The sequence below is a fragment of the Occultella aeris genome (genome assembly GCF_902703175.1).
Classification (GTDB): domain Bacteria; phylum Actinomycetota; class Actinomycetes; order Actinomycetales; family Beutenbergiaceae; genus Occultella; species Occultella aeris.
In genome coordinates this window covers 74694-90399 of the sequence record NZ_CACRYJ010000024.1, presented here as the reverse complement: position 1 = coordinate 90399, position 15706 = coordinate 74694, and the positions used below count along the sequence as shown (strand labels likewise).

Below are 15706 nucleotides of genomic sequence, written 5' to 3'. Positions count from 1 at the left end.
GTGAGGTAGAGCAGCGGTGAGAAGAAGTCGTTCCAGGTCCAGATGAACGTGAAGATCGCCGTCGTGGCGAAAGCGGGGACACACAGGGGTGAGACCACGTACAGGAAGGTGCGGTAGCTCCCGCAGCCGTCGATCCTCGCCGCGTCGTCGAGTTCCTTGGGCAGGGCGCGCATGAACTGCACCATCAGGAAGATGAAGAAGGCGTTGCTGGCCAGGAAGGCGGGCACCACGAGGGGTAGGTAGGTGTTCAGCCAGCCCAGATTGGAGAAGATGACGTACTGGGGCACCAGCAGCACGTGCGCGGGCAGCATCAGGGTGCCGAGCATCACGGCGAAGAGTGCCCGCCGTCCGGGGAACCGGAGCCGGGAGAACGCGAACGCTGCCATGCCGCACGAAAGGACGTTCCCGACGATGCTCAGCACCACGATGATGAGCGAGTTCATCATGTAGAGGCCGAACGGGAAGTCCAGTGCCACCCAGCCGTCGACGTAGTGGCTGAAGTCGAACTCGCTCGGCCACAGGCCGGTGTCGGAGAAGATCAGTCGGTCGGGCTTGACCGAACTGGAGAGCATCCACAGCAGCGGGTAGAGCAGCACGATGCCGAGGACGCACGCGACGACGTGTCGCAGGAACACGCGCCTGGAGGACGAGTTTGTCCGCGCCGGCGCCGAGCGTTCGTCAGCTCTCATAGTGCACCCAGTACTTCTGCGCGAGGAAGTTGATGGCGGTGAACGCGGCGATGATCACCAGGAGCAGCCAGGCCATCGCGGAGGCGTAGCCCATGTCGAAGTTCCCGAACCCCTGCTGGTACAGGTAGAGGTTGTAGAACAGGGTGGAGTCCGACGGCCCGCCGGTGCCGTTGCTGACCACGTAGCCCTGGGTGAACGTCTGCATCGACCCGATGATCGCGAGCACCAGGTTGAAGAAGATCACCGGGCTGATCATCGGCATCGTCACGGAGCGGAACTGGCGCCACCGGGAGGCGCCGTCCAGGGCCGCCGCCTCGTAGTAGGCGGCAGGCACCTGTCGCAGCGCGGCCAGGAAGATGACCATCGGAGCCCCGAACGTCCACACGTTCAGGGAGATGAGGACCCCGAGCGCGGTGTCGGGGCTGCCGATCCACGACTGGGTCTGGACACCGAAGCGTTCCAGGATGTCGTTGACGATGCCGTTGGCGCCGAAGATCGCGCGCCACAGCATCACGACCGCGACCGAGCTGCCGATCAGTGAGGGCAGGTAGAACACGGAACGGTAGATCCGCAGCCCGCCCATGCCCTTGTTGAGCAGAACCGCGACGGCCAGCGCCGCCGCCAGGGAGAGCGGCACCGAGACGAACGTGTAGGTGAAGGTCACCACGAGCGAGTGGTGCAGGGTGGTGTCCGCGATCATCCGCTCGATGTTGGCCAGCCCGGAGAACTCCGGCGGGTTCAGCAGGTTGTAGTCGGTGAACGCCAGGTACAGCGACCACAGGAACGGGATGACGGTGAACAGCATCCCGCCGAACCAGGGCAGCAGGAAGACGTAGCCGGACCAGTCCTGACGGGTGCGGCGCCGCAGGCCGGCTGGCGGTCCCTGCGGGTCCTGCGGCCGGCGGCTCGTCCGCTCGAGCGTGGACGTCGTCACACGTCGCCCCATGACTCCTGCGCCGCGGCGACCACGGCACTCGCCGCCTCCGCGGGCGTCATCCGGGCGAACCGCACCTCGTCGGCGATCGTGGTGAGCTGGTCGGAGAAGTCCTGGGCGCCGATCGGGGCCGGGATCGGGTCGACCAGATCCAGTTCGCCCAGGCTCAGGATGTGCTCGTACGCGACCTGCTCGTCGGCGCTGAGGTCCTGGGCCAGTGCGGTCACCACGTCCTGGTTCGGTGGGATCCCGTTGGTACCGGCCATGGCCTCGTTGGCGGCGACGTCATTGGTCAGGAAGTCGATCAGGGCCACGGCGTCCTCGGGGACCGCGCTGGCGGCACTGATCGACCAGAACAGGGCAGGGATCAGTTGCATACCGCGGGCAGTGCTGGTGCTCTCGCCGGGAAAGTAGCCCATCTCCAGGTCGCCGCCGGCGGCCGTGTTGAAGGAGGCGAACGAGTTCGAGGGGATCATCGCGGAGGCGGTGAGCCCCTGAGCGATGGCGGACTGGTCGGCTGCCGCACCGAGCGTGTCGATCGCCCCACCGGCCGGGACCGCCCCCATGGCTTCGAACTCGACCCAGAGCTCGTACCACGGCAGCACGTCCTGCTCGGTGAAACCGACCTCGCCGTCCTCGGTCCAAAGGTCCAGGCCCTGCTGACGCAGCCAGGTCCCGAACGTCTGGAGCGCGCCGATGGGCAGGTCGCCGCCGTACACGGCGCCGCCGCTGGCCTCGCTCAGCTGCGCGCAGACCCGGCCGTAGTCCTCCCAGTTCCAGGCGGTCAGGTCCGGCGGTTCCACGCCGAACTCGGTGAACGCAGCCCGGTCGATCACGATGGACGTCGACGTGACGCCGCCGGCCACGCCGTAGAGCTTGCCGCCGACCAGGCCCGAGTTCAGCAGGGACTCCGGAAGCGCGTCGGTGTTCAGCAGGTCGGAGTGCTCGTTGACGTCGAGCAGCACGCCGCGGTCGGCGTACTCGCGCAGCGACTCCCGCTCCATGCGCATGACGTCCGGTGGGCTGCTCGAGGCGAACCGGACCGCGAGCTTCTGCAGGTACTCCGAGCCCGACTGGTACTCGGTGGAGATGTCCAGGTCTGGATGCTGTTCGGCGAACAGCGCCACCGCGGCTCGCATCTGCTCGGCGCGGGTGGCGTCCCCTTTCCATACGACGTTGAGTGCTTCGCCGGCCGAGCTCGCCCCACCGGCGCTGCTCCCCCCGAAGCGGCTGCAGCCGGCCACCCCCACGCCACCGATGGAAACCACGCCCAACCCGAGCAGGGCACGTCGACTCAGATGCGTTGTCATCATTGACTCCGTTCGGTATGTGTTCGAGTAGGGTTGACCAAACCGCAATCGCGGACGTATTGCAATCAACTCGAACACACTCGAACATCAAACGGGTCGTGATCCCGGAAAGGTGTGCCCCATGTCGGTCGACGGTCACGGTCAACTCGCCCGAGAGCGTCAGGAGCGATTCCTGCGCCTCCTACGCGCCAAGGGGTCGGTCGCCGTCCGCACCCTCGCGGCGGAGTTCGACGTCTCCGAGATGACCGTGCGCCGAGACCTCAATGCCCTGGCGGCGCGTGGCCTGGCGGTCCGGGTGCACGGCGGGGCGACGGTGCCGGATGCGCCGGGCCCGGACGCGGCGGCGAGCCCATCCGATCCCCGTGACCCGCACAATCTGACGATCGGGCTCGTGCTCCCCGGTGCCGAGTACTACTGGTCGCCGGTGATCGCCGGGGCCCGGGCGGCAGCGGCGCGGGCCAACGTACGCCTGATCCTGCGGATCACCTCCTACGAGGCGCGCGAGGACCGTCACCAGGTGCAGTCGCTGCTCGCCTCCGCACGGGTCGACGGTCTGATCATCGCCCCGAACCTCGACCGCGAGGGCGGCGGCGACCTGGTCACCTGGCTGGATGCGCTGCCGATCCCGGTGGTGCTCGTCGAGCGCCGCCCACCGGGCGTGCCGGTGCGCCGCCTGGAGTGGGTGGCGACCGACCATGCCGCCGGAGGGGTGCTGGCCGTCCAGCATCTGCTCGCTCACGGGCACCGCAGGATCGCCCTGTGCACCGGGCCGACCGCCACCACCGAGGACCTGATCCAGGGCTGGCAGAGCGAGCTTCGCGCGCGAGGGCTCGACCCCGCAGAACAGTTCTCGATGCGCGTCGACGTCACCGAGCGCGGTCGGCAGGAGGCCGCCGCCGAACTCCTGGACCGCTGCGCCGAGACGGGGACGAGCGCCGTGATCGTGCACCCGGACATCCTCACGATCAGCGTGGTGCAGCGGTGCCTGGACCTCGGCATCTCGATTCCGGAGGACCTGGCGATCGTGAGCTACGACGACGAGGTCGCCGCGCTGATCGATCCGCCGGTGACTTCCGTGATGCCGCTCAAGCAGGACGTCGGCCGGATGGCGGTGGAGCTGATCCATGCCCGGTTGCTGGAGGGCGATCGCCGCCCACCGCACCGGCTCACGGTGATGCCGGTCCTGAACGTCCGCAGGTCGAGTACCGGAAGATGAGGAGAGCGGGTGGACCGCTAGGGAGGTGGCGTTGGGCGCGTTGACAGCGCGTTGCCGGTGCGGCAAGGTGTGCAAGTACGAGCATGTCTGAATAGTTATGCGCGGCAGCGCTGGGAAGAGGGACTGGCATGGCCCGGCAGGGCGTGATCGTCGCCATCGATCAGGGCACGTCCGCCACGAAGGCGGTCGCGCTCGACGGCGCAGGGCGGGTACGTGGGTCCGTCACCTCCCCGTTGGGTCAGTCGCACCCGCGGCCCGGGTGGGTGGAGCAGGACGCCAACGCGATCCTCGCCGGGGTGTGCTCTGCCGTCGCGGAGGTGGTGGCCCAGGTCGAGGAGCCGTTGCTCGGCCTGGGCTTGAGCAGTCAGCGTGAGTCCGCGCTGCTGTGGGACACCCGCACGGGAGAACCGCTCGGCCCGATGCTCGGCTGGCAGGACCGGCGCACCGCCGGCGCGGCCGCGGGTCTGGTCGCGGTCACCGATGAGGTTCGCGAGCGCAGCGGGCTGCCGATCGACCCGATGTTCTCCGCGCTCAAGCTCGCCTGGCTGCTCGACGAGGTGGACCCGGACCGGTCCCGGAGCGCCCGCGGTGAGATCGCCGCCGGCACCGTGGACTCCTGGCTCGTCCATGCCCTCACCGGCGAGCACCGGATCGAGATCGGCAACGCCAGCCGCACCCAGCTCCTGAACCTGGCCACTGGCGCCTGGGACGAGCGCCTGCTGGAGATCTTCGGCGTGCCCGCCGCCGTGCTGCCGCGCGTGGTCGCCTCCACCGAGCCGACCCGGCCGATCGCCCGGTTCGGCGGCGCCCGGATCCACGCCGTGCTCGGCGACTCCCACTCCGCCCTCTACGCCCACGGCGTCCGCGAGTCCGGAGCGGTGAAGGTCACCTACGGCACCGGGTCCTCGGTGATGGGGCTGCTGGCCGGCGACGGGCGGATCCCCGCCGGGCTCGTCGGCACGATCGCCTGGCAGCTGGGCGACGCGCCGCACCGGCTCGCGTTCGAGGGCAACATCCTCGCCACCGGGGCGACCATGGCCTGGCTCTCGCGCCTGCTCGGGCGGCCGGTCGCGGACCTGGCGGCACTGGCTCGGACCGCCCCGGCGGAGCACGGTGTGCACCTGGTGCCCGCGTTCGCCGGCCTCGGCGCGCCGTACTGGGATCCGGGCGCCGGTGCGATCCTCACCGGGTTCGACCTCGGCACCGACGCCGCCGTCCTCGCCCGCGCGGGTGCCGAGTCGATCGCGCAGCAGGTGGAGGACGTGCTGGCCGCCGCGGACGCCGCCGGCCCGGTCACCGACGTGCTGGCGGACGGCGGCCCGTCCGGCGACGACTGGCTCATGCAGCTCCAGGCCGACGTCAGCGGGCGGGGCGTGCACCGCAGCGCCCGGGAATCGCTCTCGGCGTACGGAGTCGGTCTGGTCGCGGCCGAGGCCCTCGGCCTGAGCATCCCGCCGGACGCCGGCGCCACCACCTTCACCCCGGCCCTCCCGGCCGAGCAGGCCGGCCGGCGCCGCGACGCGTGGCGGCGAGCCGTCCGCCTGGCTCGCGCTACGCCGTCGGGCATCACCGCAGACCCCACCACCACCTGAGGAGACCCATGAGCAACCAACGCTACGGCGCGGGCATCTGGCACTTCGCCACCTACGTTGACCGCTACGCCACCGACGGCTACGGCGAACCGCGCACCATCCTGGACGCGATCGACCTGGCCGGGCAGGTGCGCGACCTGTCCGTGGTGGACCTGAACTACCCGTTCTTCGGCGGGGACTTCAGCAATGAGCAGGTGGGCGCCGCACTGGCGAAGGCCGAGCTCGACGTCATCGGCATCACGCCGGAGATCTACACCCGGGCGTTCGCGAAGGGCTCGTTCACGAACCCGGACCCGGGCGTGCGTCGGCTGACCCACGAGCTCGTCACCGCGGCAGCGGGCGTGGTGCGCCACTTCGGCGCAGACTACGTCAAGCTCTGGCCGGGGCAGGACGGCTGGGACTACCCGTTCCAGGTGGACCACGGGACGCTGTGGAAGGCCTCGCTCGACGGCGTCGGCGCCCTCGCGAGCGAGAACCCGGACCTGAAGTTCGTGATCGAGTACAAGCCGCGCGAGCCGCGGGTGCACATGAGTTTCGACTCGGTCTCGCGCACGCTGCTCGGCATCGAGCGGATCGGCCTGCCGAACGTGGGCATCCTGCTCGATTTCGGGCACGCGCTGTTCGGCGGCGAGTCCCCGGCGGACTCGGCGCAGCTCGCGATCGACTACGGGCGACTGTTCGGGATGGACGTCAACGACAACCTGCGCGGCTGGGACGACGACATGATCGCCGGCACCGTGCACCCGATCGAGCTGTTCGAGTTCTTCTACACGCTGCGCCGCAACAACTGGGAGGGCGTGTGGCAGCTCGACCAGTTCCCGTTCCGGGAGGACTCGGTGGCCGCGGCCGATCTGGCCATCGACTTCCTCAAAGCCACCGAGCGTGCCCTGGACAAGCTGGACGTGGCCGGCGTCGTCGAGGCGCAGTCACGGCACGACTCGGTGACGGCGCTGCGACTCGTGCAGCAGGCCCTCTTCACGTCGTACTGAGCGCGCGTGAGGATGGGCAGTAGTCTTCACGTCATGTCTTCCGGACCGGGCGGCGCGGGGCGCGTCTCGAGCGATCGGATGTCGCTGCTCGTCAAGATCGCTCGGATGTACCACGAGCAGGGGCTGCGTCAGCCGGAGATCGCCGACCGGCTGCACATCTCCCAGTCGCGGGTGTCCCGCTTCTTGAAGGAGGCCGTCTCGATCGGCATCGTCCGCACCGTGGTGGTGCCGCCGCCGGGGGTGTTCTCCGAGCTGGAGGAGGCCGTCCGCGATCGGTACGGGTTGACCGATGTGGTCGTGGCCGGGCCGTCCACCGAGGATGACTCCGCGGTGCTCGCGGCGATCGGCGGGGCCGGGGCCGCGTATCTGGAGACCACCCTGATCGGGGCGGAGCGGGTGGGCATCTCGTCCTGGTCCGCGTCCCTGCTGGCCGTGGTCGAGGCGATGTCCCCGCGCGCGGCCCGGTCCGCCGAGGTGGTCGTGCAGGTGCTGGGCGGTGTCGGGAACCCACGCGTGCAGGTCCAGGCGACCCGGCTCACCGACCGACTCGCGCAGGTCACCGGCGGTACCGGGCTGTACTTCCCGGCACCGGGAGTGGTGTCGTCCGCGACGGTGCGGGACGCCCTTCTCGCCGATCCCTACATCTCCGACGTCGCCGCGGCGTGGTCCACGTTGAGCGTGGTCCTGGTGGGCATCGGATCGGTGCAGCCGTCGCCGCTGCTGGTCTCCTCAGGGAACGCCCTACCGGAGGCGGACCTGGAGCTGCTGCGCGAGGCCGGTGCCGTGGGGGACGTCTGCCTGCGGTTCTTCGACGCCGACGGCGCCCTCGTGGAGACCGACCTGCACGAGCGCATCCTCGGCATCAGCGCCGAGGCGCTACGCGCCACGCCCCGCAAGATCGGTGTGGCCGGAGGGCCGCGCAAGTTCGAGGCGATCCGGGCCGCCGCCCGCGGCGGCTGGATCGACGTGCTGATCACCGACAGTTTCACCGCCCGGCGGCTGGTGGCCTGAGGATCCACAGGCGGGTGCGCTCCGGCGAGGAGCCGCCGCCTGACGCTCGGTCGCGCGCGATCACTCTGACGGTCCCGGGCATCGAGGTGCCGCGGACCTCATGGTCCGGCCGAGCCGTGCGCACAAACTACTGGCAAACCACTCTCTAAGGAGTCGTACATGCAGGTCGAGCAGCCGTGGCAACACGGACGGATCGAGTCATCCGCGGACGGTCACTACTTCCAGCACGAGGACGGCACCCCGTTCTTCTGGCAGGCCGACACGGTCTGGTTGCTCCTGACCAGGCTCTCGCTGGACGAGGCCGAGGAGTACTTCGCGGACCGGCATGCGAAGGGCTTCAACGTCGCACAGGTGATGGTGATCCACAGCCCGTCCAGCGCCACGCAGGCGGGCCGGCTGCCCTTCATCGACGAGGACCTGACCCGGCCGGACACCCGCCCGGCGGATCTGCCGGCGGGGTTGGCGGGCGTCTCGTTCTGGGACCATCTCGACGACGTGCTCGAACTGGCGGCCCGGTGGGGGATCTACCTGGCCCTCGTTCCGATCTGGGGCAGCAACCTCGCGCATGGGGACCACTCCGACGAGTCCGTGGCGACCTACGGCACCTGGCTCGCACGCCGCTACCGCCGCCATCCGAACATCGTCTGGCTCAACGGCGGTGACCTGCACGGCAGCGCCCGGATGCCTGCCTGGCAGCGGCTCGGAGCGGCCCTACGCAAGAACGACCCGACCAGCCCGATCACGTTCCATCCGTTCGGCCGGTGCCAGTCGTCGACGTGGTTCCACACCGAGCACTGGCTGGACTTCAACATGTTCCAGTCCGGGCATCGCGACTACGAACAGGTCTGGAACGACGACCCGGCGACCTGGAAGGGCCCGGACAACTGGCGCTACGTGGAACACGACTACCAGCGCTACCCGGCCAGGCCCACGGTGGACGGCGAACCCTGCTACGAGGCGATCCCGCGCGGGCTGCACGACCCGGTCCATGGCTACTGGGGGCACGACGACTCCAGGCGGTTCGCGTACTGGGCCGTGTTCGCGGGGGCGGCCGGGCACACCTACGGCCACAACGCCGTCATCCAGGTCCACAAGCCGGAGTATCCGCCGGCGTACGGCGTCACGATGGACTGGCGGGAGGGGCTGGCGGCCCCGGGTTCGCAGGACCTGCAGCACCTGAAGGACCTGGTCCTCGCCTATCCCTACGTCGAACGCGTTCCGGACCAGACGGTCATCGTGGGCGATCCCGGCGCGCGAGAGGATCGGCTCGTCGTGACCCGCGGTGCTCGGTTCCTGTTCGCGTACCGGTTCACGGGCCGACCGTACGAGCTCCGCGGTGACGTCCTTGCCGGGGACGAACTGCGGATGCGGTGGATGGATCCGATCACCGGTGCGTTCGTGGGCGAGACGGTGCTCGCGAACAAGGGCAACCTCCGCTTCACGCCCCCCGTCGGTGTGAACGGGAACACCGACATGGTGCTGGTGCTGGATGTCCCCGAGTCCTGACCTGCTTGCGCTGTCCGAGCTCTCCTCACTACGGTCGGAGAAACGTTTTACCGTTGCGAGACGGCACCTACGGAAGGGGAGGGTCGGGCGATGAGGGCACCGATCGGGTTCGGCGCGGCCTACTACCCGGAGTACCAGCCCACGCCGCGCCTGGCCGAGGACCTGCGGCTGATGCGGGAGGCGGACTTCAGCGTCATCCGCGTCGGTGAGTCGACCTGGAGCACGTGGGAGCCGGAGGACGGACGGATCGAGACCGCGTGGATGCGAGAGGTCCTCGACGCCGCGGCCGAGCACGGCATCGACGTCATCCTCGGCACCCCGACCTACGCGGTCCCGCCATGGCTGGCCCGCGCCCATCCGGACATCGCCGCCGAGGCCGGCCGGGGAGTCCGCCTCGGCTGGGGTGCGCGCCAGGAGATCGACGTCACCAACCCGACGTTCCGGCACTACGCGCAGCGGGTGATCCGGCGGATCGTGACCGACCTGGGCGAGCATCCCGCCGTGGTCGGTTACCAGCTCGACAACGAGCCCGGGCTACTCCTGCTGCACAACGACGGCGTCTTCTCCTCGTTCCGGACGTGGCTGGCCGAACGGTTCGACGGCGTCTCCGACCTCAACGACCGGTGGGGCCTGGCGTACTGGTCGCATCGGCTCTCGTCCTGGGCGGACCTGTGGCGTCCCGACGGCAACGCCCAGCCGCAGTACGCCCTGGCCTGGCGGCTCTTCCAGGCGGACGTCGTCGGGGAGTTCATCGGCTGGCAGGCGGGCATCGTGCGGGAACTGGCCCGCCCGGACCAGTGGCTGACAACCTGCATCGCCTACGACCGCCCGGCCGCCGACGACCTGCGTATCGCGGGCGAGCTCGATATCGCCTCCGGGAACGCCTATTACCGGATGCAGGACGGTCTGCGGCATCCGGCGCCGGTCCGCCCGCAGGGGTGGATGACCGACGGCACCTGGAGCGTGTTCCTGTCCGCGGACCGCATGTTCGGTTCCCGGCGGGCGCCGTTCCTGGTCACCGAGACCAACGCCGGTGCGATCAACACCTCGAGCATCAGTGAGCCCGGCTGGGACGGGCAGTGGCGGCAGGCGGCGTGGGCGATGATCAGCCGCGGCGCCAGGCTGATCGAGTACTGGCACTGGCACACCACGCACTTCGGGACCGAGACCCACTGGGTCGGGGTGCTCCCGCACGACCAGCGCCCGGGCCGGGTCTACCGCAATATCGCCGAGCTCGGCCAGGAGATCCGGCACCTCGGCGACCGGGTCGCGGCGACCACCCCGGACGCCGACGTCGCCATCGTGTTCTCGACGCCGTCGAAGTACGCCCTCTCCTTCGAGTCCGCCTTCCCGGACGAGCGGGCGGCGCCGGGCTCACGCAGCTACCACCGGATCGTGGAGGCGTTCTACCGGGGCGCCTTCGACGCCGGGCTGCAGAGCCACGTCCTGCACGACCGGGCGCTGCCCGGCGGCGCCGAGCTGGCCCGGTCCTACCCGCTCCTGATCGCTGCGGGCCTGTACGCCGCCGGTGACGACGTGCTCGCGACGCTGCGCGACTACGTCGCCGCCGGTGGACACCTCGTCCTCGGTCCGCGCTCGGGGTACGCCGACGAGTGGGCGGTGGTCCGCCGGGCGCCGCAACCGGGCGGCCTGACCGACCTCGCCGGCGCCGGCTACCAGGAGTTCACGACCCTGCTCGAGCCGGTGCCCGTCGCGAACGCGTCCGGCGAGCCGATCGGTGCCGCCGAGGGATGGGCGGAACTGCTCGAGATCGACGGCGAGAACACCGGCGAAGCCGAGGTCCTGGCCCGCTACGACCACCCCGAGCTGGGGGCCTTCGCCGCCGCGACCACGGTGGCGCGCGGCACCGGACGCGTGAGCACGGTGAGCTTCGTGCCGGACCAACGGGCCGCCGTCGACCTCATCGGGCGCGCCGCGCAGCGCAGCGGCCTGCGGCCGTTCGCGAGTGCGGCGGAGTCCGTCACGCACACCTCCGCCACCGGTCCAGGGGAGCGAGTGCACCTCTACTTCAACTGGTCGGGCGAGGCGGTCACCATCCCGTGGCCCGAGGGCCAGAGCGACGCCGAAGGCGGGCGCCGACCCACGCTGGAACTGTGCGGCTGGGACGTCCGGCTGCTCTGGGAGCCGTTGGGCCAGGGCTGAGCGTGCGGCCGCCGGTTCGGCCGGCCGGACGCAGTCAGGAGCGGGCGACGGCGATGCCGCGCCGCTCCCGCTGCAGGTGGTCGCCGATCCGGACCGGCTCGTCCAGCGGCGCGACGGCGCAGTAGTAGTGCTCGAGGCGGCCGGCGCGGGTGATCACGGCCGGCTTGTGGGCGTAGGTGGTGTCGACCGTTCCGGGCGGGCCGGCGTCGATCAGCACCTGCTCGGACCGGTGCCAGGTGCGCAGATCGTCCGACCAGGCGAACGTCTCCCGGGCCCTGCCATCGCTGCAGAGGCCGAAGTAGAACATCACCCAGGTGTCCCCGTCGCGGAGCACGCACGGGTCGGAGGCGAACCGGTCGTCGATCGCGCCGGGCGGGCCGTTGCGCAGGAGCGGTTCGGTGCCGACTCGCTCCCAACCGAGCAGATCGGTCGACCGGGCCGCGCCGGTCTGCTCCTGCCAGCCACGGGGCGAGGCATCCTTGGCGTTGTAGAACAGCCAGAACTCGCCGCCCGAGCGCATCAACCAGGACTTGTACAGGCCGCCGCGCTCCCACGGCGACCCGTCCTCGGGCCGCAGCAGTGCCCCGTACTCCTCCCACGTGCGCAGGTCGCGGCTGCGGACGATGCCGACCACGCCCGGACCCGCCTCGTAGCCCGCCGCCGGGTAGGCGTGGAAGGTCCCGTAGTACCAGCCGTCCACCGCCAGCAGCTCCCCGGGACCGCGCAGGTCCTCGTCCCGCATGATCGAGGTGAGGGCCGCGTTGTACCGGCGGTGCGGCGAGGACGGGTCGCGGGCGAGGATGAGCTCCGGCGCCGACCACGAGGCGCCGTCGAACCAGGACAGGCCGGTCTGGTAGCCGACACCGTCCCAGCCGACGACCGTCATGCCGAGTGCGCCGTCGTGGCTGAAGACGAACGGGCAGTCCACGCCGAGGGAGAAGAAGTCGCCGTCCCGCAGGCTCGGCGCGAGCACCAGCTCGGGTTCCTTGTGTGGGGTCGCGAGACGGGCGGTCAGGTCCGCGGTCATGGGGCTCTCCTCCGGTCGGGTGGTCACGGGCGCGCCGGGAAGCCATCGGTCTCGGCCGACCACCCGGCCGGCAGGTCGACGCGTCGGTGCGTGCCGCCGTCGTCCACCCACCCGGCGAACAGCAGTGCGGCGGCCATCAGCAGCCCGCCGTTGCCGGGCAGGTACAGCGGCATCCGGTGCGGCACCTGCCGGTTGTGCCCGTTCGCGAGGAACGTGTTCTTTCCCTCGTCGCGCAGCAGCGCATCGAGTGCGATGTCGGCGCGGCCGAGCCGGGTCGCGCACATCGCGATCATCGGGAAGTCCCAGCCCCACGCGCTGCGCCAGTCCCAGCGCTCGCACGCCCGCTCCAGGGTGCGCAGCATCGCGTCGTGGTCCAGCGCGCCGGTGTCCGGGACCACCCCGAGCGCGCCGAGCATCGACGGGTGGTCGGTGAAGACCGTCCGGGGCGGGTTCTGGACCGCGTCGTAGTGCCCGTCGGCGCTGAGGGTCGGGCGCAGCCCGTCCGCGACCCGGGCCCATACCGGCGGTTCCGCGCGCCCGTCCGCGCGCCGCCAGTCCAGGGCGACCCGTAGCGCCCAGCGCACGTAGGAGAGCTCCAGCAACGGGTCCCAGGTGTCCCTCGCGCCGTACACCTCCTGGGCGGGCATCAGCGGCGGAGGCAGGTGGTAGGCGCCGTCGGAGCCGGCGAGCGCGAACGAGGCGAGGAACTCGGCCGTCTCGTCGACCAGGTTCCGGTACCGCTCGCGCACGGCCGCGGCGTCGTCGGACGCCATGAGGAGCAACTGCGCGTAGTGGATCACGTGCGGCTGCTGCCACAGCAGCAGCGGGCCGATCACGTTCGGGCTCTCGACACCCTCGGGCCCGACGTGCTTGGGCCAGCGCGCGCCCCGGAACCCCTGGGCGGCCGCGATGTCCTTGGCGACCGGCAGGATCGTGGCGTACCAGGCCAGGCTCCGCTCGAGCAGTTCCGGTCGCCCCCACGCCGGGAAGTGCGCGGCGTGCCACCAGTGCATCTCCAGGTGGAACGTGCCGCCCCAGCTGTTGCAGACGAGCCCGGTCTCCTGCGGTGGCGTGCTGCCCGAGCAGTGCACCTTGGTCTGGTACTGGGACAGCACGATCCGGCGCTCCAGCTCGTGGGCCTGTTCGGCGGTGCTGCCGGCGAGGTCGATCGCGGCCCCGCCGCGCCAGAAGTCCCCCCAGCCGCGTGCCGAGCGGGCGAACACGGTGTCGGCGTCCGCGAGCACGTCATCGCCGAGGGTGGCCGCGAACTCGACCACGCCGCTCAGCCGCGACCCGGTGGACCGCAGCCTCCAGTGGTGCCCGTCCCCGGCGACCGTCATCTCGCCGGCCGCGCGGACCTGGTACCGGGCGTCGTCGAGCCTGCGGTCCCAGACCGCCGTGGCACCGTCGCGGTGCAGGGTGGTCGTGTGGTCCTGGGGCCGGTCCCAGACCGGTGGCGCCTCGAAGGTCTCCGCCACGGCGGGAAACGCGATCTCGACGGCGAGCCGGCCCTGGTCGAGCAGCGTCGAGTCGAGCTCGAACGCGACCGCGTCGCGGTCCGGGTCGACGGCGGTGCGAACCCGGACGTCGACGCCCGCCACCGCGAAGGTGCTGGTCACGAGGCCGGTCCAGAGGTCGAGCTCCTGGGCGCCGGCGCGCACCTGCTCCCAGGCCGGCGCCCGACCGTCGAGCAGGAGCCCGATCCGGGCCAGGTGCAGCCGCTGCGGGTTCGTCCAGTAGTAGTACCCGGCGGCCCGTCCGGACGCCGCGGAGGCCTCCCGGTCCTCGCGGTAGTCGTAGGCGGTGGGGTAGGCCACCGGTCCGCGCGGGCTCTCGTAGCGCTCCAGGGTGTCCTCGAGCTGCCAGCCGTTCGGGTTGGGTGCCCAGTGGTAGCCCCACTGGGCCTGGGTCCCGAGCGGCATCGCGGCCTCACCGCGCTCGCGGGCGGCGTCCCGTTCGTACCGGTCGGCGAACGTCTGCAGCCCGGTGTGGTCCACGGTGAACGCGAACTCGCCGTTGCCGAGGGACACCGGTTCCTCGGGCCTGGGCTCGCGGTAGCGGATCGTGTGGCGGCGGACAACGGCTTCTCTGTCGATCACTTCAGGACTCCGGGTTCGGGTGCGGACATGCTGGTGAAACGTTTGTGCAGATCCTTGCCATCGCCGTTACCATCCGAGGATGGTGACGCTGCGGGATGTGGCCGGCCACGCCGGGGTATCGGTGTCGGTGGTCTCACGGGTGCTCAACTCCGATCCGTCGATCAGGATCCGGCCGGAGACCCGTCAGCGGGTCCTCGAGTCGGCCCGGCTGCTGCGGTACGCACCGAACTCCGCCGGGCGGTCGCTGCGCCGCTCCCGCACGCACCTGCTCGCCCTCGTGGTCCCGGATGTCACGAACGCGACGTTCACCGATCTCGTCAACGGGGTGGAGTCGCGCGCGCTGGACCACAACTACTCGGTGGTGCTCGCGTCGAGCCCGCGGATGCAGCCCGGCAGCGACGGGTTCACCCGGCTGCTGAGCGAGCGGCTGGTCGACGGAGTCCTGCTGCAGAAGGGGGACGAGGCCCCCACCGAACTGGTCGCCCGGGCGCTGTCCCACCCGGAGCGGACCGTCCTGATCAACTCCGGCCCGGTGTCCGGCGTCGCCACGATCGCGATCGACGACGTCGCCGCGGGCGCGCTCGCGACCCGTCACCTGCTCGACCTCGGGCACACCAGCATCGGCTACGTCGGTGGCGTCCCGACGTCCGACACGAGCGACCGGCGGCGGTCCGGGGTCGAGCAGACCCTCGCGACGGCCGGGCTGGCGCTGGCCCGCGAGCACACCACGGCGCTGGGCTACACCTACCGGTCGGCGCGGGACGCGGCCCGGCTGCTGCTCAGCCGCCAACCGGCCCCGACTGCGGTCGTGGTCGGGAACGTGAACGCCGGGATCGGGGTGCTCACCGAGGCGACCCAGATGGGCATCGGCGTCCCCGGGGAACTCTCCGTGGTGGCGATCCACGACATCTGGCCGGCCATCACGTGTGCTCCGGCGCTGACCACCATCCGCCTGCCGATGGAGGTCCTCGGAGCCACCGCCGTGGACGTGCTGCTCGCCGGTCTCGAGACGTCGGACCCGGGCGGGAACGGCAGGAACGGCGCTGACACGACCAGCCGCGTCATCGACGACCCGACCCCCGAGCTCGTGCTGCGGGCGTCGACCGGGCCGCCACCCGGAGCCTGATCGGCCGACGGCGCGTGGCCGGTGGCCGACGGCGGGGGGTCGGC

General features: G+C 70.9%; 12 protein-coding genes. 7 read left to right on the top strand and 5 right to left on the bottom strand.

The genetic code is table 11. The features are described from left to right. The 3 genes from HALOF300_RS08785 to HALOF300_RS08775 all read right to left on the bottom strand — a co-directional run. Positions 1-635: carbohydrate ABC transporter permease (locus tag HALOF300_RS08785; protein ID WP_231955157.1), on the bottom strand; the 635-nt coding region annotated here is incomplete at its 3' end. Positions 636-678: 43 nt separating this feature from the next. Next, positions 679-1635 carry a carbohydrate ABC transporter permease gene (locus tag HALOF300_RS08780; protein WP_156740576.1) on the bottom strand — a complete coding sequence of 319 codons (957 nt, stop codon included), beginning with the start codon at positions 1633-1635 and terminating at the stop codon, positions 679-681. Beyond that, a complete protein-coding gene (locus HALOF300_RS08775; protein WP_197522414.1) occupies positions 1620-2933 on the bottom strand; it encodes an ABC transporter substrate-binding protein in 1314 nt (437 codons plus the stop codon). Before HALOF300_RS08775 ends, HALOF300_RS08780 begins: the two co-directional genes overlap by 16 nt. Positions 2934-3054: 121 nt before the next feature. Here HALOF300_RS08775 and HALOF300_RS08770 point away from each other — a divergent pair, with 121 nt between their 5' ends. The 6 genes from HALOF300_RS08770 to HALOF300_RS08745 all read left to right on the top strand — a co-directional run bounded on the left by HALOF300_RS08770 (position 3055) and on the right by HALOF300_RS08745 (position 11410). Next, positions 3055-4149 (top strand): substrate-binding domain-containing protein, encoded by a 1095-nt coding sequence (locus HALOF300_RS08770; RefSeq protein WP_156740574.1) that lies wholly within the window; start codon positions 3055-3057, stop codon positions 4147-4149. A gap of 128 nt (positions 4150-4277) precedes the next feature. Next, positions 4278-5741 (top strand): FGGY family carbohydrate kinase, encoded by a 1464-nt coding sequence (locus HALOF300_RS08765; RefSeq protein ID WP_156740573.1) that lies wholly within the window; start codon positions 4278-4280, stop codon positions 5739-5741. Positions 5742-5749: 8 nt separating this feature from the next. Beyond that, positions 5750-6730 (top strand): sugar phosphate isomerase/epimerase family protein, encoded by a 981-nt coding sequence (locus HALOF300_RS08760; RefSeq protein ID WP_156740572.1) that lies wholly within the window; start codon positions 5750-5752, stop codon positions 6728-6730. Between the two features lie 33 nt (positions 6731-6763). Beyond that, positions 6764-7741 (top strand): sugar-binding transcriptional regulator, encoded by a 978-nt coding sequence (locus tag HALOF300_RS08755; RefSeq protein ID WP_197522413.1) that lies wholly within the window; start codon positions 6764-6766, stop codon positions 7739-7741. Positions 7742-7900: 159 nt separating this feature from the next. Next, positions 7901-9247: a glycoside hydrolase family 140 protein gene (locus HALOF300_RS08750; protein ID WP_156740571.1), complete on the top strand. Its 1347-nt coding sequence runs from the start codon at positions 7901-7903 to the stop codon at positions 9245-9247. Positions 9248-9337: 90 nt separating this feature from the next. Next, positions 9338-11410, top strand: a complete 2073-nt coding sequence (locus HALOF300_RS08745) for a beta-galactosidase (protein WP_156740570.1) — start codon at positions 9338-9340, stop codon at positions 11408-11410. Positions 11411-11444: 34 nt separating this feature from the next. Here the strand turns inward: HALOF300_RS08745 and HALOF300_RS08740 are convergent, their stop codons facing one another. Continuing rightward, positions 11445-12437, bottom strand: coding sequence for a glycoside hydrolase family protein (locus HALOF300_RS08740; protein WP_197522412.1), 993 nt, complete (start codon positions 12435-12437; stop codon positions 11445-11447). Positions 12438-12460: 23 nt separating this feature from the next. After that, on the bottom strand, positions 12461-14536 hold the full coding sequence (locus HALOF300_RS26960) for a hypothetical protein (protein ID WP_197522411.1): 2076 nt from the start codon (positions 14534-14536) through the stop codon (positions 12461-12463). A gap of 79 nt (positions 14537-14615) precedes the next feature. Here HALOF300_RS26960 and HALOF300_RS08735 point away from each other — a divergent pair, with 79 nt between their 5' ends. Then, on the top strand, positions 14616-15662 hold the full coding sequence (locus HALOF300_RS08735; RefSeq protein WP_156740568.1) for a LacI family DNA-binding transcriptional regulator: 1047 nt from the start codon (positions 14616-14618) through the stop codon (positions 15660-15662). Positions 15663-15706: the final 44 nt, after the last annotated feature.